The 21,999-nt window shown below is 69.2% G+C and carries 21 protein-coding genes; 15 read left to right on the forward strand and 6 right to left on the reverse strand.

The features are described from left to right. Positions 1 to 76: 76 nt before the first annotated feature. The 6 genes from ACYVOK_RS31175 (at position 77) to ACYVOK_RS31200 (ending at position 8,160) form a co-directional block, all read left to right on the forward strand. Positions 77 to 1,423: an ABC transporter substrate-binding protein gene (locus ACYVOK_RS31175; protein WP_460666158.1), complete on the forward strand. Its 1,347-nt coding sequence runs from the start codon at positions 77 to 79 to the stop codon at positions 1,421 to 1,423. Between the two features lie 248 nt (positions 1,424 to 1,671). Beyond that, positions 1,672 to 4,671: a pectinesterase family protein gene (locus tag ACYVOK_RS31180; protein ID WP_460666159.1), complete on the forward strand. Its 3,000-nt coding sequence runs from the start codon at positions 1,672 to 1,674 to the stop codon at positions 4,669 to 4,671. Positions 4,672 to 4,698: 27 nt separating this feature from the next. Next, positions 4,699 to 5,628, forward strand: a complete 930-nt coding sequence (locus ACYVOK_RS31185) for a carbohydrate ABC transporter permease (RefSeq protein WP_460666160.1) — start codon at positions 4,699 to 4,701, stop codon at positions 5,626 to 5,628. A gap of 117 nt (positions 5,629 to 5,745) precedes the next feature. Beyond that, on the forward strand, positions 5,746 to 6,633 hold the full coding sequence (locus ACYVOK_RS31190) for a carbohydrate ABC transporter permease (protein ID WP_460666161.1): 888 nt from the start codon (positions 5,746 to 5,748) through the stop codon (positions 6,631 to 6,633). Then, positions 6,630 to 7,739, forward strand: a complete 1,110-nt coding sequence (locus ACYVOK_RS31195; protein WP_460666162.1) for a dienelactone hydrolase family protein — start codon at positions 6,630 to 6,632, stop codon at positions 7,737 to 7,739. The genes ACYVOK_RS31190 and ACYVOK_RS31195 overlap by 4 nt, the downstream gene beginning before the upstream one ends. 31 nt (positions 7,740 to 7,770) lie before the next feature. Further along, complete coding sequence (locus tag ACYVOK_RS31200; protein ID WP_460666163.1) at positions 7,771 to 8,160, forward strand: RidA family protein; 390 nt, start codon at positions 7,771 to 7,773, stop codon at positions 8,158 to 8,160. Positions 8,161 to 8,304: 144 nt separating this feature from the next. On the opposite strand, the gene ACYVOK_RS31205 is transcribed toward ACYVOK_RS31200, so the two are convergent. Beyond that, positions 8,305 to 9,177 (reverse strand): serine hydrolase, encoded by an 873-nt coding sequence (locus ACYVOK_RS31205; protein WP_460666164.1) that lies wholly within the window; start codon positions 9,175 to 9,177, stop codon positions 8,305 to 8,307. After that, complete coding sequence (locus ACYVOK_RS31210) at positions 9,174 to 10,055, reverse strand: LysR family transcriptional regulator (protein ID WP_460666165.1); 882 nt, start codon at positions 10,053 to 10,055, stop codon at positions 9,174 to 9,176. Before ACYVOK_RS31210 ends, ACYVOK_RS31205 begins: the two co-directional genes overlap by 4 nt. A 118-nt stretch (positions 10,056 to 10,173) precedes the next feature. On the opposite strand from ACYVOK_RS31210, the gene ACYVOK_RS31215 reads away from it, so the two are divergent. Beyond that, positions 10,174 to 11,157: an MBL fold metallo-hydrolase gene (locus ACYVOK_RS31215; protein WP_460666166.1), complete on the forward strand. Its 984-nt coding sequence runs from the start codon at positions 10,174 to 10,176 to the stop codon at positions 11,155 to 11,157. Here ACYVOK_RS31215 and ACYVOK_RS31220 read toward each other — a convergent pair. Together ACYVOK_RS31220 and pdxR are read right to left on the reverse strand one after the other, a co-directional pair. Beyond that, the gene (locus ACYVOK_RS31220; RefSeq protein WP_460666167.1) at positions 11,147 to 11,893 is read right to left on the reverse strand and encodes a GNAT family N-acetyltransferase; all 747 of its coding nucleotides are present in this window, start codon (positions 11,891 to 11,893) and stop codon (positions 11,147 to 11,149) included. The genes ACYVOK_RS31215 and ACYVOK_RS31220 overlap by 11 nt on opposite strands. A gap of 52 nt (positions 11,894 to 11,945) precedes the next feature. Further along, positions 11,946 to 13,349, reverse strand: coding sequence for a MocR-like pyridoxine biosynthesis transcription factor PdxR (gene pdxR / locus ACYVOK_RS31225; protein WP_460666168.1), 1,404 nt, complete (start codon positions 13,347 to 13,349; stop codon positions 11,946 to 11,948). A gap of 72 nt (positions 13,350 to 13,421) precedes the next feature. Between pdxR and ACYVOK_RS31230 the strand changes: the two genes are divergently transcribed. The 3 genes from ACYVOK_RS31230 (at position 13,422) to ACYVOK_RS31240 (ending at position 15,597) form a co-directional block, all read left to right on the forward strand. Continuing rightward, on the forward strand, positions 13,422 to 14,705 hold the full coding sequence (locus tag ACYVOK_RS31230; RefSeq protein ID WP_460666169.1) for an FAD-binding oxidoreductase: 1,284 nt from the start codon (positions 13,422 to 13,424) through the stop codon (positions 14,703 to 14,705). Between the two features lie 43 nt (positions 14,706 to 14,748). Next, positions 14,749 to 15,102: a hypothetical protein gene (locus tag ACYVOK_RS31235; protein ID WP_460666170.1), complete on the forward strand. Its 354-nt coding sequence runs from the start codon at positions 14,749 to 14,751 to the stop codon at positions 15,100 to 15,102. Between the two features lie 75 nt (positions 15,103 to 15,177). Continuing rightward, positions 15,178 to 15,597, forward strand: coding sequence for a CBS domain-containing protein (locus ACYVOK_RS31240; protein ID WP_460666171.1), 420 nt, complete (start codon positions 15,178 to 15,180; stop codon positions 15,595 to 15,597). Positions 15,598 to 15,603: 6 nt separating this feature from the next. On the opposite strand, the gene ACYVOK_RS31245 is transcribed toward ACYVOK_RS31240, so the two are convergent. Further along, positions 15,604 to 16,077 carry a rhodanese-like domain-containing protein gene (locus ACYVOK_RS31245; protein WP_460666172.1) on the reverse strand — a complete coding sequence of 158 codons (474 nt, stop codon included), beginning with the start codon at positions 16,075 to 16,077 and terminating at the stop codon, positions 15,604 to 15,606. A gap of 298 nt (positions 16,078 to 16,375) precedes the next feature. Here ACYVOK_RS31245 and ACYVOK_RS31250 point away from each other — a divergent pair, with 298 nt between their 5' ends. The 3 genes from ACYVOK_RS31250 (at position 16,376) to ACYVOK_RS31260 (ending at position 19,242) form a co-directional block, all read left to right on the forward strand. Further along, entirely contained in the window at positions 16,376 to 17,077 is a 702-nt protein-coding gene (locus tag ACYVOK_RS31250; RefSeq protein ID WP_460666173.1) for a GAF and ANTAR domain-containing protein, read from the forward strand. Positions 17,078 to 17,382: 305 nt separating this feature from the next. Then, positions 17,383 to 18,528, forward strand: a complete 1,146-nt coding sequence (locus ACYVOK_RS31255; RefSeq protein WP_460666174.1) for an ROK family transcriptional regulator — start codon at positions 17,383 to 17,385, stop codon at positions 18,526 to 18,528. A 36-nt stretch (positions 18,529 to 18,564) separates the two neighbouring features. Then, positions 18,565 to 19,242, forward strand: coding sequence for a GNAT family N-acetyltransferase (locus tag ACYVOK_RS31260; RefSeq protein ID WP_460666175.1), 678 nt, complete (start codon positions 18,565 to 18,567; stop codon positions 19,240 to 19,242). On the opposite strand, the gene ACYVOK_RS31265 is transcribed toward ACYVOK_RS31260, so the two are convergent. Beyond that, positions 19,186 to 19,728: a CGNR zinc finger domain-containing protein gene (locus ACYVOK_RS31265; RefSeq protein ID WP_460666176.1), complete on the reverse strand. Its 543-nt coding sequence runs from the start codon at positions 19,726 to 19,728 to the stop codon at positions 19,186 to 19,188. The two genes, ACYVOK_RS31260 and ACYVOK_RS31265, sit on opposite strands and share 57 nt — an antisense overlap. A gap of 174 nt (positions 19,729 to 19,902) precedes the next feature. On the opposite strand from ACYVOK_RS31265, the gene alr reads away from it, so the two are divergent. Beyond that, entirely contained in the window at positions 19,903 to 21,009 is a 1,107-nt protein-coding gene (alr, locus tag ACYVOK_RS31270) for an alanine racemase (RefSeq protein WP_460666177.1), read from the forward strand. Continuing rightward, the gene (locus tag ACYVOK_RS31275; RefSeq protein ID WP_460666178.1) at positions 21,006 to 21,971 is read left to right on the forward strand and encodes a D-alanine--D-alanine ligase family protein; all 966 of its coding nucleotides are present in this window, start codon (positions 21,006 to 21,008) and stop codon (positions 21,969 to 21,971) included. Before alr ends, ACYVOK_RS31275 begins: the two co-directional genes overlap by 4 nt. The last annotated feature ends 28 nt before the right edge of the window (positions 21,972 to 21,999 follow it).

The following is a 21,999-nucleotide window of genomic DNA, read 5'->3' on the forward strand; positions in this document are numbered from 1 at the left end:
GAGCCCGGTGCGCTGTGTTACTTTCTCACGAAGAAACCGGTTTCTCAAACTGTTCCGGCGTGGAGAGAAGGATCAGATGACAGGCAGAGGGTGGTTCCGGGCGGCAGCCGCGGCGGTGACCCTGACGCTGGCGATCGGCGGCTGCGCCGGCCCGACCAGCGGTGGCGGCACCGAGGCCGCGAGCGATCCCGGCGACTGGGGTGAGGCGAAGGGCACGGTCCAGTTCTGGGACACCAACGCCAATCCGGCGCTGACCAAGAAGTGGGAGAAGCTGATCGGCGAGTTCAACGCCGCCAACCCCGACATCAAGGTCGAGTACGTCGGCCTGCCCAACTCGTCGTACCTGCAGAAGGTCGACAACGCGCTGGCCTCCGGCGAGATCCCCGACGTCCTGCTGATCGGCAACGACGTCGCGCACCTGATCGCCCAGAACGCACTGGTCTCACTCGACGACGCGTACGAGAAGTCCGGGCTGACCGCCAAGGTCGACCCGACGATGATCGCGAACGAGCGGCGCAACTCCGCCGACGCCAAGCTCTACAAGGCGCCGCTGAGCGCCCTGTCCGACGTGATCTGGTACCGGACGGACTGGCTGAAGCAGAAGGGCTTGGCCGAGCCGACGTCGTACGACGAGTTCTTCGCGATCACCGAGAAGCTGACCGAGAAGGACAAGAACCGGTTCGGGTTCGCGTTCCGCGGCGGGCCGGGGTCGATGCCGCCGATGTTCGCGATGACGTACGGCCAGGCGGGGATCGGCAAGTTCTTCACCGACGACGGCAAGGCGACGTTCAACGACCCGGAGGCGGTCAAGGCGCTCGAGCGGTACGCCGGGCTCTACGGCACCGTCAGCGCGCCGGCCGACCTGTCCAACGACTACGCCAAGATCGTCGCCGCGTTCGACGGCGGCTCAGCGTGGGCGACGCACCACAACCTCGGCTCGACCCAGGACCACTTCAAGGCCCTCGGCCCGGCGAACGTGGCCGGCGTCCAGCCGTTCCCGAACGCCGACGGCGTGATCACCGCGACCGCGCCGGCCATCTCCGGGCTCGGCATCCTCGCGAAGAGCGAGAAGAAGGCGGCGGCCTGGAAGTTCGTCGAGTACATGAGTACGACGGCCAACTCGGAGTGGTGCGAGACGGTCGGCCAGGTGCCGGCGAACATCGAGGCCGCGAAGGCGCCGTGGGTGCAGCAGTCGCAGCCGCTGCGGGCCATCGTCGAGACGTCGAAGGACCCGAAGACGCAGTACCTGCAGCTGCCGACGTACCTGCCGGACTGGAGCAAGATCCTGAAGACCGAGATGGAGGCCGACTTCCAGAAGGTCCTCCAGAAGCAGCTCACCGCGCAGGCGTTCGCCGACAAGTACGCCACCCGCTTCGAGGCCGCCAAGAAGGAGTACGACGACTCCCTCAAAACAGGCAAGTAAGCCCACAGCCTGTCATCTTTCCTTAGAAACCGGTTTCTCTCTGTGAGGAGATCCGCATGCCGCCCTTCATGCGCACCACCGCAGCATTCCTACTGATCACCGCCCTACTCGGGCTCGCTCCCACTCCACCTGCGTCGGCACAACCACCTCCTCAAGGCTCCGATCCAGCTCGGCAGACGCTTCCGGCTGGGGATGGGTGGGCTTCGGTGGGGGTGGGGACTACGGGTGGGGCTTCCGCGGAGCGGGTGGTGCGGGTTCGGACGGCGGCTGAGCTGAGGGCTGCTGTGGTGGGGGACGAGCCGAAGATCGTGCAGGTGGTGGGGAAGGTCGACGCGAACACCACCGACGACGGGCGGGCGATCGCCTGCGCGGAGTACAACGTCGCGCCGTACACGCTGCAGGGCTACCTCGACACCTACGACCCCGCGCGCTGGAGCGGGCCGGCGAGTGGGCCGATGGAGGAGGCGCGGAAGGCGTCGTCCGCCCGGCAGGCCGAGCGAGTGAAGCTGAACATCGGCGCCAACACCACCCTGATCGGTCTGCGCGACGCCCACCTGACCGGGTTCGTCGTCAACATCGAGTCGGTCCACAACGTGATCGTCCGGAACCTGCGGATCTCCGACGCGTACGACTGCTTCCCGGCCTGGAACGGCGAGACCTGGAAGACCGAGTGGGACAACGTGGTGGTCAGCCGCTCCACCCACGTCTGGCTGGATCACCTGACCCTCGACGACGGCGAGACCGTCGACGCCGAGCAGCCGGAGTACTTCGGCGAACCGTTCCTCCGCCACGACGGCCTGCTCGACGTCGTCCGGCAGGCCGACCTGGTGACGATCTCCTGGAACAAGCTCCAGGGCCACGACAAGTCGTTGCTCTGGGGCAACGGTGACGGGGTGATCGCCGACCGCGGCAAGCTCCGGGTGACGATGCACCACAACGAACTCACCGACCTGGTCCAGCGTGCTCCGCGGGTCCGGTTCGGCCAGGCGCACGTCTACAACAACCTGTACCGGATCACCGACCCGGACCGCTACCAGTACTCCTGGGGTGTCGGCGTCGAGTCGTCGATCATTGCCCGAAGCAACTGGTTCGAGGGCGTCGGGGCCGAGCGGATCATCCACGGCTGGGGTGGCACCGGCATCGCCGAGTCCGGCAACTGGGTGAACGGCCGGCCGACCGCCGTACTGGACGCCTACAACGCCGCACACCCCGACGACCGGCTGCTGCCGACGGTGTCCGGGAGCTCCGGCCCGCATCTGCGGATCAACCCCGCGCCGAGCGTGCCCGCCCTGGTCGGCGCGGGGGCGGGTGCGGGCCGGCTGGACCAGGACAAGCACCTGCTCGACCTGATGAACGCCCCCGCCACAACCACCGCCGACGGTCCGGTCTGGTCCGAGCAGGCGACCGGCATGGCCTCGATCCCCACGGCCGAACTCCCCGACGGCACCACCGGCGGGCTCGGCGGACGGATCGTGGTCGCCGGCACGGCCGAGGAGCTGACCAGGTACGCCGGAAGCCCGGAGCCGCTCGTCATCGTCGTCCGCGGCAGTCTGCGGATCCCGTTCGGCACCCAGGTGCCCGTCGCCTCGAACAAGACCATCATCGGCGCCGGCACCGTGGCCGAACTCGTCGGCGGCGGCCTGTTCCTGAACGGTACGCACAACGTCATCGTCCGCAACCTGCGGATCCGCGACTCGTACGTGCCGGGTGACTGGGACGGCAAGTCGGCCGAGAACGACAACGACGGGATCCGGCTCGACACCGCGCACCACGTGTGGATCGACCACGTCACGTTCGAGCGCCTCGGCGACGGTCTGGTCGACGTACGCAAGGACTCCGACTACGTCACGCTGTCCTGGAACGTCTTCAGCGCACACAACAAGACGGTCGGGGTCGGGTGGACCGCGAACGTGATCACCAAGATCACCATGCACCACAACTGGTTCGCCAACACCTACCAGCGCAACGCGAGCATCGACAACGTCGAGGCCGCCCACGTCTACAACAACTGGTTCCGCGGCTTCGGCCACTACGGCACGATGTCCCGCGGCGCCGCCAAAGTAGTCGCCGAGAGCAACTACTACTCCGACGGCGAGGACCCGGTCGTCGCCAAGGACCCGGCGTCGCAGGTGGTCAACCGCAACAACATCTTCAACAGCACCCGCGGCCGCCGCGACAACGTCGGTACGGCGTTCGACCCGGCGACGTACTACTCCTCCGCCCCGGACGCCGCGAGTACCGTCCCGGCCCTGGTCGGGAAGTACGCCGGTCCGACCACGAAGGCCCGCACTTACGGCCGCACGGTCACGGTCGCGTTGGACGGCACCGGTGACTTCGGCAGCATCGGCGCGGCCGTGGCGACGGTCGGTGGGCAGGGCAGCCCGGTGACGATCGTCGTGCAGCCCGGCGTCTACCGCGAAGTCGTCCGGATCTGGGCGTTCCAGGACAACCTGACCATCCGGGGTGCGACCGGCGACCCGGCGGACGTCGTACTGACCTATGACCTCGCCGCCGGTCAGCAGAAGTTCTACGGCGGCACGTTCGGCCACACCGGATCGGCCACGCTGGGCATCCTCGGCGACGACGTCACCGTCGAGAACATCACCGTCGAGAACGGCTGGGACGAGCAGGCGAACTTCCCCAGCCAGGCGATCGCCCTGCGCACCGCCGGTGACCGGATCCGCCTGGACAACGTCCGCGTGCTCGGCAACCAGGACACCCTGCTGCTGGACACACCAACCCGCGAGGCGATCGCCCGGACCTGGATCACCGACTCGCTGATCCAGGGTGACGTCGACTTCATCTACGGCCGCGGTACGGCGGTGATCACCGACAGCACGATCCGGTCGGTGGACCGCGGCCAGCCGGTCAACGGGTACGTCACCGCGGCCGCGACCGTCGACACGAACCCGCACGGCTACCTGATCGAACACAGCCGCTTCGAGTCGGACGCTGCGGCCGGCACCGTCTTCCTCGGCCGCCCGTGGCATCCCAGCGGCGACCCCAACGCCGATCCACGCGTGGTGGTACGGGATTCGTGGCTGGGCGCGCACATCGGTACGCCGGCCTGGACCGACATGAGCGGGTGGTCGTGGCGGGACGCGCGGTTCGCCGAGTACCGCAACACCGGCCCGGGCGCCGCGACCGGAGACGGACGGCCGCAACTGAGCGACACCGAGGCCGCCGCGGCGAACCGATCCGCCTGGCTGGCCGGCTCCGACGGCTGGAACCCGGTCGACCCCGACTGACGCAGCGACAACCAAGGAGATTCCACGATGGCAGTTCTGCAGGCCGATCCGGTGGCGCCGGACGAACCGGTACGCCGGCGATCGCGGGAGCGATGGACGCCGTACGCGCTGCTGGCGCCGACCCTGGTCCTCGTCGCGGTCTTCCTGCTGTACCCCATCGGCAGTGTCGTGTACTACTCGCTGTTCAAGTACAACGTCACCAAGCCGCGCAGCAACGGATTCATCGGCCTGGAGAACTACCGGGACATGCTGAGCGACCAGATGTTCTGGGACTCGCTGCGGTTCACCACCCAATGGGTCGTCGTCGAGGTAGGGCTCCAGTTGATCCTGGGGCTCGGCCTGGCCCTGGTCATCAACGAGACGTTCGTGGGCAGGAGCCTGGCGCGGTCGCTGGTGTTCTCGCCGTGGGCCGTCGCCGGCGTACTCACCACGACGATCTGGCTGCTCATCTACAGCCCGACCACCGGGTTCTCCCGCTACCTCGCCGACATCGGGATCGGCAGTTACGGGGAGAGCCCGCTGATCGACGGTACGTCGGCGTTCTGGGCCGCCGTACTGGCCGAACTGTGGCGCGGGGTGCCGTTCTTCGCGATCCTGCTGCTCGCCGACCTGCAGACGATCTCGCAGGATCTCTACGAGGCGGCGGAGGTCGACGGCGCCGGCCGGATGCAGCGGTTCTGGTCGGTGACGCTGCCGCATCTGAAGAACGCGATCATCCTGTCGACGCTGCTGCGCGCGGTCTGGGAGTTCAACAACGTCGACCTGCTCTACACCCTGACCGGCGGCGGCCCGGGCAACGCGACCATGACCTTGCCGTTGTACGTCGCCCGGATGGCGGTCGACGCGAAGGAGTTCGGCTACGGCTCCGCGCTGACCGTCTCCGCCTTCCTGATCCTGGCCATCTTCTCGATCGCCTACCTCAAACTGTCCCGCTTGGGCCGAGAGGACCACGCATGACAGTGCTGATGGCCGGGCCTCCGGCGCCGGCGGGTCATGGGGCCCTGGCTCCCGGCCTTCCCTCGTCGCTCCAGTCGCTGCGCTCCCTGCGCTCCTCAGTCCAGGCCGGGAGGCCCCATGACCACCGTTCTTGAAGCGCCGACTCAGCGTCCTGCCACCGCGGGTCGTCGACCAGCCGGGCGGCCGAATCCGGACAACCGGCGGGCGCCGCGGTGGATGATCTACGCGCCGCTCGCCCTGTACCTGCTGTTCACGCTGGTGCCGTTCTACTGGATCCTGCTGTTCAGCCTCCGCCCGGCCGGATCCACGTCCGTCGTGCCGTGGCCGATCACCTTCGAGCACTACGCGACGGTCTGGAACGGCGCCGGGTTCGCGGTGTTCTTCAAGAACTCGGTGATCATCGCGCTGTTCACCCTGTTCGGTACGACCGTGCTCTCGCTGCTCGGCGGGTACGCGCTGGCCCGGTTCCGGTTCCGCGGCCGGGGCGCGTTCATGGTGATGACGCTGTGCACGCAGTTCATCCCCGGCGCGATGATGCTGATCCCGCTGTTCGACATCTTCCGCACCATCGGGCTGATCAACACGCCGTGGAGCATCGTGATCGCGGACACCGTGTTCGGGCTGCCGCTGTCGCTGATCATGATGGCCGGGTTCATCCGCAACATCCCGATCGAACTCGAGGAGGCGTCCTGGGTGGACGGCTGCGGCCGGCTGCGCGGGTTCCTCACCGTCGTCCTGCCGTTGCTGCGGCCCGGGATGGTGGCGATCAGTTCGTTCGCCTTCATCGGGTCGTGGAACAACTTCCTGTTCGCGCTGATGTTCCTCAACGACCAGGACCAGTTCACCATCCCGGTCGGGCTGAGCTACATGCTCGGCGAGTACAGCGTCGACTTCGGTGCGCTCGCGGCGGGTGGTGTGGTGGCCGTCGTACCGGTTGTGCTTGTGTTCGCTTATGTGCAGAAGTTCCTCGTGCAGGGCCTGTCGGCGGGTGCGGTGAAGGGTTGAGACCGAGCGCTCTCGGCGGGTACGACGACTGGCCCGGCTTCGTCCGTGACGCCTCGCCGCTGACAGGCGACGAACTGACCACGCGGGTCGCCGGGCTGCTCGGCGTACCCGAACCCGGTGATCCGCCGCTCGTGCGGATCGTCGACGAGTGGCAATCCGACGATGTCCGGGGCAGCGTGCTCGAATGGAACACGCCGTTCGGCCCGCCCACTCGCGCCTGGCTGGTGCGACCGCGTGACGGCGATCAGCGACCCGGGCTGCTCGGGCTGCATTGTCATGCGGGCGTGAAGTCGGTCGGTGCCGAGCGGCTCGTGGAGACTCCGGAGCCGAGCGCCGGCGCAACGAGGTTGCGCGAGGATCTCTATGAGGGCCGGGCTGTCGCCAACCACCTGGCCCGCGCCGGCTTCGTCGTACTGTGTCACGACACCTTCGCCTGGGGTTCGCGCCGGTTCCAGCTCGATCCGTTGCCGTGGCGGCTGCGTGACGTGATGGCGACGTACGAGGCGGCCTGGCTGGCGGCGGATCACTCGCCCATCGACGACGAGTGGTACGACGTCGCCGCCGGCCACCACGAGAACACGATCGCCAAGGCGGCCGGGCTGCTCGGTACGTCGTTCGCCGGCATGGTCGCGTACGACGATCTGGTTGCACTCAGCGTGTTGCGGGCGCTCGAGGGCGTGGACCGGGACCGCATCGGCGTCTTCGGGTTCTCCGGCGGGGGCGGCAGGTCGGCGACACTCACCGCTCTCGACCCGGGGATCAAGGCCTCGGCGATCGTCTGCATGATGACCACGTTCGACTCGCTCGTCCCGGCGTACCTCGACGCCCACTCCTGGCTGTTCACCACACCGGGCCTCGCCCGGCACCTCGACCACCCGTCCCTCACCGCCGGCCGGGCCCGCCACCACCAACTCGTCGTCTACGCCCAGGACGACGAGCTCTTCCCACCCCAGGGCATGCTCGCCGCCGACCGCGAACTCACCGAACACTTCCACTACGGCCCCGGCACCTACACCGCCCTCTTCCTCCCCGGCCCCCACCGCTTCGACACCGAAATGCAGCAAGCAGCAGAAAACTTCTTCGCGCATCGCCTCGCCGTGGAGTGACAATGGGCCGTCCGACAGTCGGGAGGAACTCGTGAGCAAGCTTGTGCATCCGGAGCCGGAAGGGGTTGCGGCGGGGAATGGGTACAGCCATGTGGTGACGGGGCCGGGGCAGTGGGTGGCGGTCGCGGGGCAGGTGGCGTTGGATGCCGATGGCAACTTCGTTGGGGTCGGGGATCCGGCCGCGCAGGCGCGGCAGGTGTTCGCCAACCTGGATGCCTGCCTGAAGGCCGCGGGTGCCACGTTCGCCGACGTGGTGAAGCTGAACTTCTACGTCACCGACATCGCCCACCTCCCGGCCGTCCGGACCGCCCGCGACGAGTACGTCGACACCGCCAACCCGCCGGCGAGCACAGCGGTCCAGGTCGCCGCCCTCTTCAAACCCGAAGCCCTCCTCGAGATCGAGGCCTACGCCGTCATCTGACCGCGACCATTCGAACGGATATCCCCTCGGCTCGCCCCTTCTCCCCCTCGTATACGACCGGACAACGGTGCATTCGAGGGGATCTCCCCTGAAATGCACCGGCCGGGGGTGGGTGGCGGGTGGAGGGCTAAACAGCGGGGGTGGTCAGCGGAGGAGGTCTACGGCGGTTCGGGAGGCTTCGCCGATGGCGGTGTCTACGCGGGGTTGGCGGAAGTCGCCGCGGGCGGCGAGGGTGAAGACGGCGACTGCGAAGGCGGCGCCGCCGGGCAATGTCACCACGCCGACCTCGTGCCGGAGCGCTCCGAAGGTTCCGGTCTTCCCCGCGACGCGTACGCCGTCGTGCGGGAAGCCGGACGCCATCCGGTGCTGGAACACCTGCCGATGCATGGTCGCCTTCACGAACTCCGTCTGCTCGGCCGACAGCAACTCCCCCGCCCACAACCGCCGCAGCAGGAACGTCATGTCGCGCGGCGTGCTGGCCGATGCGTTCGCCGCCTCGTAGACACCGGCCGGATCGGTCCGGTCGTTGTCGGCCAGTACGGCGAGTGCCGCATCCGGATCGTCCAGTCCGGTACGCCGCTGCAGCTCACGCAGGTGCGCCCCGGTCCCCCGCCGTACCCAGGTCCGCTGCAGACCGAACGACTCCAGCAACTCGGCCAACCGCCGCAGCCCGACCAGACCGAGCAACGCATCGGCCGACGCGTTGTCCGACACCGTCATCATCGAAAAGGCCAGATCCCGCAACGACATCGTCACCGGATCCGCCAGGGCCGACAGGCCGGTCGGCCCGGGCGTCCGCTCCGACGGGTCCAACGTCAGCCTCGCCCGCGGATCGATCTCCCCGAGATCGACCAGCTTGCAGAACCCGGCCAGCAACGGCAGCTTGTACACCGACGCCATCGGTACGACGCTGTCCGCGTCCACCGCGACCGCGGCATCCGGCTCGTCCAGCGCGACCGCATGCAGCCAACCCCGTACGCCGGCGTCCTCGAAGACCGCTCGGATCCGGGCGTTCACGACGCCACCAGCGCATCGGTCAGCTGCGCCATCACGTCGGCCGGCCGCAGGAAAGGAGTACGGGTCCTGGACCACACCAACCGCAACCGGACCGGCAGCGGATCGCCGGCCAACCGATGCCGGCCGACCCCGGGCGCGGTCAGGGAAGGATCCGCCGTCACCACGATCGCCTGACCCGCGGCCGCCATCGCCAGCCCGGCCCGCTCGTCGGTCACCACGACCGTCCCGCCGTCGGGCCGATGCAACGCCAACGTGTCCAGGAACAGATCCCGGGCCGCCGGCGCCTCGGCCCGCGGCCGTACGGCGACCGGCACGCCACCCAGCTGCCGCAGCTTCACCTCGACACCGTCGTCCGGCACGACCGACGTCGGCACCAGCGCCCAGGTCGGCAACAACGTCACCGGTCCCGCCTCGAGACCGTCCAGTACGGCGGGATGCAGTACGACGGCCAACGTCAGCCGGCCCGCGGAGACCTGGCCGACGAGCGAGCTGGTCGGCGCCGACACGACCGTCACCCGGCTCCCCGGGATCGCCGCACCACAAGCCGCCGCCACCGCGGCGCCGGCCGACGACGGCACCTCCGGTGCCAGGCCGAGCCGGATCTCCGGTCCCTCGGGATCACGCGCGATCGCAGCCTGGTGCAGTTCCTCGATCGAGTTCAGCGCACGCCGCGCGTACGGCAGCAACGCCGCCCCGGCCGCCGTCAGCTCGACCCGGCCCTGACCACGCTCGAACAGCTTCGCCCCGACCAGCGCCTCCAGCCGCCGCAGTCCCTGGGACAGCGGCGGCTGGGTGATGCCGACGACGCGGGCGGCGTCGCCGAAGTGCTGCTCCTCGGCCAGCGCGATGAAGATCTGCAGGTGCCGTTCGGTCAGCATGGACCCTGCTGACCTGCGGTGATATGTCCCGGCAATCGGATCATGCCCGAGAGCATATTCGACACACGCCAGCAGCCTCGCCTTGACTGAGGCCCCAGGTACGGCGAGAGGAGACAGCGTGAAGGTGAGTCGCAGGGGAATCATCACGGGCGCGGCGGCGGTCGGCGCGACCGGCGTCATCGGCCTGGCCACCCGAGGCGAGGCGGCAACGGCCGAGGGTGCCGCGGACCAGGGAGACAACCAAAGCGCGTCCAAGGAGGCAGCCGACAGCGCTGGAGTGACGCAGGAGCGGCAGGGCGTGGAGCTGACCTGGTTCGGCACCCACGCGTGGCAGATCCGGTCGGGAAAGCATGTCGTACTGACGGATCCCTGGCTCACCCGCTTCCGGACCGGCACGTTCACCCCGGAGGGCGCGGACCCGAAGACCAAGCTGGTGATCAAGCCGGAGGTCATCGACCGCTACATCTCCACGGCGGACGCGATCCTCGTGCACCACGGCCACTACGACCACATGACCGACGTACCGTACGTCGCCAAGAAGACGCAGGCGACCGTCCTCGGCACCGAGTCGCACGTCAACATGCTCAGGGCGATGCGCGCGCCCGCGGAACTGCTGTCACCGGTGCGCGGCGGCGAGTACCTGCCGTTCGAGGGTTTCGCCGTCGAGGTGTTCCCGTCTCTCCACTCGTGCGGCGGCCGGCACCACACGTACGCCTATCCCGGCTACCGGCTCGACGGTGTCCCGCCGCGGCCGCGGGTGATCGAGGACCTGGTCGAGGGCGGCACGCTCGCCTACGTGATCACGATCGGCGGGGTGCGGATCCTCAGCCTGAGTACGGCGAACTTCGACCCGATCGCCCTGCGCGACCTGCAGGTGGACGTCGTCCTCGCGGCGCCCGGCGGCGAACCCGGGATCACCGACCGGCTGCTGCGCACGATCAAGCCGGTGAACAAGGTCATCGCCACCCACTGGGACGACTTCGACCAGCCGCTGGACAAGCCGGGCGTCCCGTGGACCGACCTGACGAAGCTCCGGACCTCGGTCGAGACGGCCGGCGCGGAGTTCGTCGTCCTGGATCACCGGGAGAAGGTCACGCTCTGACCCGGTAGTGGTACTGCGAGACGGTCCGGAACCCGAGGCGGTCGTACAGGGCCCGGGCCGGCTCGTTGGCCGCGACCACCTGGAGCCAGACCCGCCGGGTCCCCAAAGTCGTTGCCTCCTGCAACAGAGCCCGGATGACCGCGAGAGCGAGACCTTGCCGGCGGAACCGCTCGTCGACGGCGAGGCAGTAGAGGCCGGCCCAGTCGTCGACGAGCGCGAGCCGGCCGATCGCCTTGATCGGCCCGCCGGCCGGGACCACGGCGTACAGCGCCCGGCCGCGGTCGAGGATCCCCCGGGCGGTCGCCTGCTGCTCGGGGCTCCCGCCACGCCCGTCGACGGCCCACCAGAAATCCATCCACTCGTCAGTCGGGGAGCGGAAAATATTCACGTCGGCGGGCGCCTCGGGCAGCCGATCGAGTACGTCGGCGACCTCCGCGCACTGCACCAGCGTCGGCGTGACGATCCGGTAGCCGCGGGCCTCGAGGTGGGCGTCCAGATCGGTCGGCTGCGCCGCCGGGCCGACCTGGAACGACGGCGTGATGCCGTGTGCCTGGTACAGGTTTTCCACGTAGTCCAAGGCCTTGCCGAGGTCGAAGGGTGCGCTCGCGGGCAGCACGGAGTTCGCTCGCAGCGTGACGCCGCCGTTGCGACGGATCACCCAGCCGTCCAGTTCGGTCTTGGCCTCGGCGGGCCAGCCCTGGTTCATCAGACTGTCGATGCGTGCGGCGCTGATCACTCCACCGAGCGTAGAACCAGACGGATCAAATTGCAATCGCATGGATAATTATTCATCGGAGGGTCGCCACCGCGTCGGCGAGGAGGTCGATGCCCTCGGCAACAGCCTTCTCGGTCAGGCCGCCGTACCCGAACACCAGCCCGGCGGGACCGTGACCGGCCAGCCAGTACGGCGCCAGCCCGTAGACCCCCAGCCCGCGCTCCAGCGCGGCCTGCGCGACCGCCGCCTCGGACCATTCCGGCGGTAGCCACGTCATCACATGCAGACCGGCCGACACCCCGACCGGCACGAGCTCCGGCAGCCGCTCGCCCAGCCGGTCGACGAGCGTGTCCCGCAGCAGCCGGTACCGCGGGCGCATCCGGCGCAGATGCCGGTCGAATTCACCGCGCGCCACGAAGTCCGCGAACGCCAGCTGCTCCAGCACCGGCGACCCGCGGTCGTCGGCCAGCTTCGCCTCGGACATGGCCTCGACCAGCCCGGCCGGGAGGATCAGCCACCCGAGCCGTAGCCCCGGCGCCAACGTCTTGCTCGCGGTCCCGGCGTACGCGACCCGATCCGGCGCCAGCCCCTGCATCGCTCCGATCGGCTCCCGGTCGTACCGGTACTCCGCGTCGTAGTCGTCCTCGACGATCAGCGCATCCTGCCGCGCCGCCCAGGCCACCAGCGCGGCCCGCGTCTCGGCCGACGCCACCGCCCCGGTCGGGAACTGATGTGCGGCGGTCACCAGGACGACGTCCGCTCCGGACTGCTCGAGCGCGTCGACGTCGATCCCGGTGTCCAGCACCGGTACGCCGACCACCTCGAGCCCGGCCGCGGCCGCCACCTCGCGCAGCTCGTTGTCGGACGGGTCCTCGACCGCGAGCCGCCGGTAGCCCTGTTTCACCAGGACCTGCAGGAGCAACCGTGATCCCTGCGCGAAACCGTTGCAGATCAGCATGTTCTCGGGTCTGGCCGCCGTCCCCCGGACCCGGTTCAGATAGTCCGCCAGCGCGTGCCGTAGCTCCAGTGCGCCGCGGCCGTCGAGGTAGGCGAAGCTCAGGTGCGGCGTCTCGTTCAGGACCTTCCGGAGTGACCGCAGCCAGGCCGCACGCGGGAACTGGGAGACGTCCGGCCTGCTGTACTTGAAGTCGATCCGCGGTGGGCCGGTCATCGGTCGCGCGGCCGCCGCCGGCTCGACCACGGCGATGTCCGCGACCTGGGTGTAGCCGCCGGCCCGGCTGACCAGATATCCCTCGGCCACGAGTTGCTGGTACGCCTCGACCACGACACCGCGGGACAAGCCGAGGTCCTGCGCGAGCGCCCGGGTCGACGGCATCACCGTGCCGGCGCGCATCAGGCCCTGCCGGATCCGGTCCCGGATCGCCTTCTCCAACTGCTGGTGCAGCGGCGCGCCGGCGTCCCGCCGGAGCTCGACCAGCAGCTCGCCGGCACCGGAACTGGTCCTGATTCGGCTCACGGAACTGGACCTTATCGGAGTACCGCAGCGCTGTCAGGGTGATGAAGAGCCCACCGAGCGAGGAGCGCAACGATGAACCACCAGCTGCTGCAGACCGGCGACGCCGGATACGACGAGGCCCGGACCGTCTGGAACGCGATGGTCGACCGCTACCCGGCCGCGATCGCGCGCTGCCACGACACCGCCGACGTCGTCGCCGCGGTCCGGTTCGCCCGGAAGGCCGGTCTGGAGATCGGCGTCCGCTGCGGCGGCCACAGCATCGCCGGCCACGCCGTGCCGGACGGCGGCCTGATGATCGACCTGACCCCGATGAACGCCGTACGGGTCGACCCCGATCGGAAGCTGGCCTGGGTCGAGGGCGGCGCGCTGCTGGGCGAGCTGGACAAGGCCGCGCAGAAGTACGGTCTGGCGACGACCGCGGGCAACGTCTCGCACACCGGCGTCGGCGGGCTGACGCTGGGCGGCGGCATGGGCTGGCTGGCCCGGCAGTTCGGTCTCGCCTGTGACAACGTCGCGTCGTACGAACTGGTCACCGCGGCAGGCGACGTGGTGCGGGCGAGTGCCGACGAGAACCCGGAGCTGTTCTGGGGCCTGCGCGGCGGAGGCGGAAACTTCGGGATCGTCACGAGCTTCGAGTTCCGGCTGCACCACATCGGCACCCGGGCGTTGGTTGCCGAGTTCACCTATCCGATGTCGGCGGGGTTCGACGTACTGCGCGCCTGGCGGGAACTCAACACCACCGCGCCACGGCAGGCCACGTACACCGCGAGCATCACGCCCGACGGGGTGACGGTCGGCTATGTCTGGGTCGGCGACTGCGGTTTCGAACTGCTGGACGCCTTCCGCGCCATGGGTCCAGTGGACGAGCACGTCGAGGAGCTGGATTATCTGACCCTGCAGAGCCGGGACGACAACGTGCAGGGTCACCGCTACCGCCGTTATTGGAAGGGCCACTACTTCAAGGCTCTGCCCGACGACGCGATCAGGGCGTTGCTGAACACGCCGGGGGTATCCGCGAGTCTGCAGGCGTACGGCGGCGCGATCGCCGACGTACCGGACGACGACGCGGCCTTCAGCCACCGGGACACGCTGTTCGAGTTCGTCACCGCGACTCGCTGGGTGGACCCGGCCGAGGACGCGGCGCGGATCGGTCAGCTCCGCGAGTACGCGGCGGCGCTGGCGCCGTACTCGAACGGCGCCTACCTGAACACCCTCAACGGCGACTCCATCAGCCGTGCCTTCCCACCGGCCAAACTGGCCCGCCTGACCGCGCTGAAGACGACGTACGACCCGGACAACACCTTCCATCTCAACCAGAACATCCGCCCCGCGGCCCAGGCTGCTGCCCGCGGATGAAAGCGGACCCGAGCTGTCCGGTATGGCTCCTACGGTGGGAGCCATGACAGATGCCGACCAGTTCTTCGACGACTACGCGGCCGCACTCCTGGCCCGCGACGAGAAGCGGATGGCGAAGCTGTACGCCGTCCCCGGCCTCATCCTGTTCCCCGGCCAGCCGATCCCGGTCACCAGCGAGGAGCAGACCGAGCAGTTCTTCGCCGCGTCCTGGGCGCAGTACGACGGCGTGGACACGGCGGATCGCACGGTCGAGGTGATGGCCTCGACGCCGGCCAGTATCTGGGCAGACGTCACCTGGTCGTACGGCGGCCGGCCCCGCGAGCGCTTCTGCTACCAACTCGTCAACGACACAGAAGCCTGGAAAATCGCCGTACTGACTCCGTTGGACCTGGCCTGATCGCCTGACACGGTGTGCCTGCCCGGCGAGGGGGTACCGGGCGGGGCAACCGAGAACGGAGAGGGGTAAGCAGTCATGAAGAAGGCACGCGATCTGATGACGGCCGGCGCCACCTGCGTGGGCGAGAACGAGACCCTGGTCGACGCCGCCCGGAAGATGCGCGACCTCGACGTCGGCGCACTCCCGATCTGCGGCGAGGACAACCGGCTCAAGGGCATGCTCACCGACCGCGACATCGTGGTGCGCTGTGTGGCCGAGGGCGGTGACCCGGCGACCGCCGTGGCGGGCCAGTTCGCCCAGGGCAAGCCGGTCACGATCGGCGCCGACGACAGTGTCGACGAGGCACTCGAGATGATGACGAAGCACCAGATCCGCCGCCTGCCCGTCATCGACGGCCACACCCTGGTCGGCATGCTCTCCCAGGCCGACGTGGCCAGGGAACTGTCCGAGCGGAAGACCGGCGACACGGTCTCGAAGATCTCGCAGCCGTCCTGACCTGCCTCAGCAGGCGCAGGCGACGCCGCGCGGAGCCGTCAAGGGATCGACCGGACGCCGGTCGATCCCTTGACCGGTCTCCACCGGCAGCCCTTCGCGGGCCCAGTACTCGAACCCCCCGATCATCTCCTTCACCGGGTAGCCGAGTTTGGCGAACTCCAGCGCGGCCTTCGTCGCGCCGTTGCACCCCGGTCCCCAGCAGTACGTCACCACCGTCACGCCTTCCGGTACGACGGACGCCGCCCGGGCCGCGATCTCGCGGGTCGGCAGATGGATCGCGCCGGGGATGTGCCCCTGGTCCCAACTCTCCTGGCTCCGGCTGTCGACCAGCGCCCACCCGGTGACGCCGGCGCCGAGGTCCACGGCCACGTCCGACACGTCCGCTTCGAACGCCAACCGCCCGGCGAAATGCGCGACGGCCGCGTCCCGTTCGGCGGCGGGGGTCTGCAGGACAACCGAGGTGTGCAGGTCAACGGACATTCGTGGCTCCTTGGTGATCGACGGAGCCACCAGCGTCAGGCATCACCCGGGTGCGCCGACAGTGGCAGAAATGCCCTGGTGCCACAAGATTCTGCCCTCGCCATCGCCGTCCTCGTCCGGCCGCTCGACAAGCCGGAGAGTCCGTCCTTGCGCTCGCTGTATGGTTCTGGGTTCGAGGACCCAGGACCAGGCGAATGGCGGTCCGGCTAACAGATTGGGGGTCGCGGGCGGCATGATGTCTCCTGAGGATCACTCCAGCACCGGGGTGCCCGATGGCTCGAGCACGCCTGGAGTTCCTTTGACCGAGCAAGACATCGCCGCACACTCGGCCGACACCTTCGCCCGACTGGCGATCGAACTGCACGACGCCCCCGGTGTGGAGGAAACGATCGACGCGGTCGTCCAGTTCGCTCTGCAGGCGCTCAGCTGCACTTACGCCGGTGTCGCTCTCTATACCCGCGGTTCCCGCGCGGAGGTCGCGGCGGTGACCGACCCCGTCGTCGCTGAGGTGTACGACCTGCAGATCAGCAGCCAGAACGGCCCGCTGGTCACCGCGCTGCAGGACCGGACGACGGTCCTGATCCGCGACACGCTCGACGACGGCCGCTGGCCGGAGTGGGCGGCGAAGGTCGCCGCGCTCGGGGTTCGCAGCGTCCTCGACGTACCCCTGGCGACCGGCAACGGCGCTCGCGCGACGGTCGGCGTCCTCGGTCTCTACAGCCCTGTCGTCGACGCGTTCAGCCAGGACGACGAGGCGATCGCGCACATCCTCGCCCGGCACGCCTCGGTCGCGGTCGCGTCCGCGCGCCACGAGGAGACCATGGCGCAGGCGGTCGACGCCCGCAAACTGGTCGGCCAGGCGATGGGCATCCTGATGGAACGCTTCGACGTCGACGGTGATCGCGCCTTCGCCATCCTCAAGCGCTACTCCCAGGACACCAACACCAAGCTGCGCGACGTCGCCCAGCAACTCATCGACACCCGCAAGCTTCCGCACTAACCGTCCGCAGGTCATTGCTGCCGACAACCACTGCCGGCCGGGCGGATGGTAAAACCTTCCATCAACTCCTTGAAACGTTCCGAAAATATAGGAAATGGGTGAGCGCCTTCCCCGCGGAACGGGTGCATACTTCAAGAAGAATCGGGTACAGCGCCTGCGAATGGTCTGCACCAAAGGACGGACACCTGCAGGCCGTGGGTTGAGCTTGACGCCGGGGCTTGTGCGGCCAGAACCGCGGACCGGGTCACGTCCCGGCGTCCAACTCCCTCCCCGAATTCGGTCTGTGCCGCGACTACTCTTGTCGAGTGGGTGAATGGCGACCGTTGACCGGGCCGTCTCGGCAGGTGGCGCTGGAGATCCTGCTGGACGGACCGCTGTCGCGCGCCGAACTGTCCCGCCGGGTGGGGTTGTCGCCGGGCAGTCTGACCCGGTTGACGAAGCCGATGGTCGAGTCCGGACTGCTCGTCGAGGTGCCGGGCGGACCGACCGATGCGCGCGTCGGGCGCCCGTCGCAGCCGCTCGACCTCGATCCGGCCGCCCACCACTTCGTCGGTGTCAAACTCACCGGTGACAGCGCGATCGGCGTTCTGACCACGCTGCGCGCCGAGGTGATCGCAAGCGTCGAGCGTCCGCTGACCGATCCCACGCCGTCCGCGGTGTGCCGGCTCGTCCTCGAACTGGCCGATGCCCTCGCCGTCCAGGTTCCCGGCCGGCGATCGATCACCGGACTCGGTGTCACGGTCGGCGGCCGGGTGACGGAAGGCTCGGAGGTTCGCTGGGGCCCGTATCTCAACTGGGTCGACGTACCGCTCGGCGAGCTTCTGGCGGCCGCGACCGATACTCCGGTCGTCGTCGCGAACGACCTGAACGCGCTGACCGAGGCGACGCACTGGTTCGGCGCCGGCCGCGGCGCGGACCGGTTCGTGCTGGTGACGATCGGGGTGGGGGTCGGCTACGGCCTGGTCGTCCACAACCGGACCGTCGAGAGCCCCGACACGAGCATCGGGCTGATCGGCCATCACCCGTTGATCCCGGACGGTCCACGCTGCGACCGCGGTCACCGCGGGTGCGCGCTGAGCGTACTGACCGTCGGCGCCATCACCGAACAGGTCGGCAGCGCGCTCGGCCGGTCGGTCGACTACGAGGAATGTCTCGACCTGGCCGCCAAGGGCGACCCCGCGGCGCAGCCGATCATCAACCGGGCCGGCCGGGCGCTCGGCCGGCTCATCGCGGCGGCCGCGAACTTCACCATGCCCGAACTGGTGGTGCTCGGCGGTGAAGGCGTCCGGCTCGCCGAGGTCGCCCACGACGAACTGCTCGCCGGGCTGCATGCCGACCGCCACCCGTCCGGCGCGGAACTCCCGATGGTGCTGCAGCCCGCCGACTTCACCGAGTGGGCCCGCGGCGCCGCCGTAGTCGCCATCCAGACCTTCGTCCTCGGCCGGGGGTAACTGACTATTTCCGGTTGAGCAGTTACACTCGGCGGCATGGACGGGCTGTTGAGGCGATGGATCGAGGGCTGGCGGCTGTGCCGGGGGCTGGATCCGGTGATCGAGTACGACGACGCGCTCGCCGTCGTCCTGGGACTGCCGGGGCGCGACCGCGAACTGTTCGCGCTGACGGACGAGCCGGCGGTCGTGGCTCGGCTCGCGGCCAGGACGACCGGGGACGTCTGGCTGACGGTGACCACGCAGGACGGTGACGGAGTGGCTCGGCGGCTGGCCGAGGCCGGGTTGGAGCCGTTCGCGGAGCAGAAGATGCTGATGACGATCGCTCTGCACGACCACCCGCGGCCGGCGACAACGTCGTACGAACTGGAGATCAGCTCGGAGGGACCACTGGAGTACGTGCGGATCCTGGCGGCCGACGGATCGGTTGCCGCTCGCGGTATGGCGGCCATCGTCGGCACCGACGCAGTGATGCACGACATCCAGACGGATCCGGCGCATCGGCGGCGTGGGCTCGGCAGTGTGGTGATGGGCGCGCTGGCACGGCGCGCGGCCGAGCGCGGGGCAGAGACCGGCCTGTTGATGGCGTCCGCGGAGGGCGTCCACCTCTACCGGACGCTGGGCTGGTTGTCCGAGGCAACCATGGTGACGGCTCGCGGATCACGCCGTCCGGGCGCGGTGGGCGGCGACCTTGGTCCGGTTCTGGCAGGCCGTTGAGCAGAAGCGCTGCGTCCGGTTCCGGGTCGAGTCGAGGAAGAGATCCTCGCAGCGGGTCGCTGCACAACGGCGCAGGCGGTGGACGTCGTCGCTGCCCAGCAGCATCGCGGTCGCGGTGGCGAACTCCGCGATCCACCCGGTCGCCTCATTCGGATCGCCGAAATGCAGGTGCCAGGGCGCATCCTCGTGCCGGGTCAGCTGCGGCGCCGCCTTCGTGGCCTTGAGCAGCTCGTTCACCACGTGGACCGCTTCGTCGACCTCACCGTCGGCGAGGTGATCCAGTGCCTCGTACAGGCGCCGGCCGCCTGCCCCGAAGGCCGCCACCTCCACCTCGACCGGTTGATCCGTGGTCAGGCGCAGTACGTCGTGCACGGCGGCCTCATCCGGTTCGCGGGCCGGACGGCCCTGGCGCCACTGGGATCCGAAGGCGTTGGCGAGTGCGATCGCCGCGACCAGCGACGCCTTGAGATGATCCGTGGCTTCCACCCCGCCAGTATCCCCGGTCAACCGCGGTCGCTGAGATCCCGGGATGAGTCGCGTCATACCAGGGTCGTACGTGCGGTCCGCACACATCCGTCCGCGCTCCGATGAAGTCGATGGTTGCCACGAACAACACTGGCGGTCATGCCCTTGGTCCAGAGCTCAGCCCTCCACTGTCCAATGCCACAAGGGATCGCCGGCCTCGCCGAGGCAGTCGTCGACCTGTCGGCGGTTCGCCACAACGTCCGCACCTTCCGCCGCCGGGTCCCGCAGGACGTCCTGGCCGTGGTCAAGGCGGACGCTTTCGGTCACGGCGCCGTACCGGTGGCACGTGCGGCCGTCGAGGCCGGAGCGACCTGGCTCGGCGTCGCTCGCGCCGCCGAGGCGTTGCAGCTGCGAGCCGCCGGGCTGACCGCGCCGATTCTCACCTGGCTGTACGACGCCTCCGAACTCATGCTGCTCGGTGACCTCGACGGGGACGTCAGCATCTCCACACTCGCCGAACTGCACCGGGTCGTCTCCCACCCGGGGATCCACCACGTGCATCTGAAGCTCGACACAGGTCTGCACCGATCCGGAAGCGCGCCCGACCAGTGGACCGAGCTGATCCGGGCCGCCGCGCAGTACGAAGCACTCGGTGCTGTCACGGTCCGCGGCATCTGGTCGCATCTCTCGCACGGCGATGCACCGGACGCCGTCCAGAGTCGCAAGCAACTGCACCTGCTCCGCACCGGGGTGATCCTCGCTCGGCGCGGCGGCCTGCGGCCCAGCGTCGTACACCTGGCGAACTCGGCCGGAGCGATCACGCTGGATGCGCCCGACTGCGACCTGGTCCGGATCGGCGCGGGTCTCTACGGGATCGACGAGACCGGGCTCGGACTGCGGCCGGCGATGCGGCTGATCAGCAAACTGACCCAGGTACGGCGGATCCGCGCGGGTGAAGGGGTTTCGTACCGGCACGATTTCGTCGCGGACCGGGACACGACCGTGGCGCTGGTCCCCCTCGGATATGCGGACGGCATTCCGCGGATTGCCGGTGGCCAGGCGAGCGTGCTGTGCCGGGGTGTCCGGATGCGGGTGGCCGGGCGGATCGCGATGGACCAGTTCGTCGTGGACGCCGGCGATCTGCCGGTCGAGCCGGGTGACCCGGTGACGATCTTCGGCGACGGATCGGATGGCGAACCGACCGCCAGGGAGTGGGCCGATTGGGCCGGCACCATCCCGCACGAGATCTACTGCGGCATCGGATCGCGGGTGCCCCGCCGCTACGAGGAGGGAGCCCGATGAGGGTCGGTGTCGTGATGGGTGGCGCGAGCCCGGAGCATCAGGTGTCGCTGGCCAGCGGCCGCGGGATCGCCAAGGCGGCCAGCCTGCTCGGCCACACCGCGATCCCGCTGGTGATCGATGCCGAGGGCAACTGGGTGGACGGTCAGCACGAGGCGATCGAGATCCTCCAGGCCTGCGACGTCGTCGTCCCGGCCCTGCACGGCGAAGGCGGCGAGGACGGCACGCTGCAGGGATTCCTCGCCCACCTGAAGGTCCGGTACGTCGGCAGTCGGGTGGCGGCCAGCGCCGTCGGGCTGGACAAACACCTGACCAAGTCGGTGCTGAGGGCTCACGGCATCGCGGTCACGCCCGGCGTGACGCTTCGAGGACCGGAGCTGACCGACACCGAAGCGGCGATGCAGAAGCTCAAGACGGCCGGGATCGACCTCCCTGTCTTCGTCAAGCCCGGCAACGGCGGCTCCAGTTTCGGAGTGACGCGGGCGACCGACCTGCCGACCTTGTCGCAGGCGATCGCCGAGGCCGCCGTACTCGATCCGCACGTGCTGGTCGAGCGCGAGATGGTCGGCCGGGAGATCGACCTGGCCGTACTGGAGTTCCCGGACGGGCGGGTCGAGACCGCGCCGGCGCTGGAGATCCACAGTGATCCGGATCAGCCGTTCTTCAACGCGGCCGCGAAGTACGACAGCGGGGCGACGCGGTTCGTCGTACCGGCACCGCTCGACGCGGCGTTGGCGGCCCGGTTGCGCCGGACCGCTATCGAGGTCTTCGAGGTGCTCGGCTGCGAAGGGCTGGCCCGGGTGGACTTCTTCGTGCCGGTGGACGGGGAGCCGGTGGTGAACGAGATCAATACGTTCCCGGGGTTCACGCCGGCGTCACAGTTCCCGCGGATGTGGGCCGCGGCCGGGATGAGTTACGCCGAGGTGATCGACACATTGCTGCGGACAGCGGTGGCCCGCGGCTGACGGTTTCCCGGTGAGTTGATAGCCGATG

It is taken from the genome of Kribbella swartbergensis (assembly GCF_054784135.1).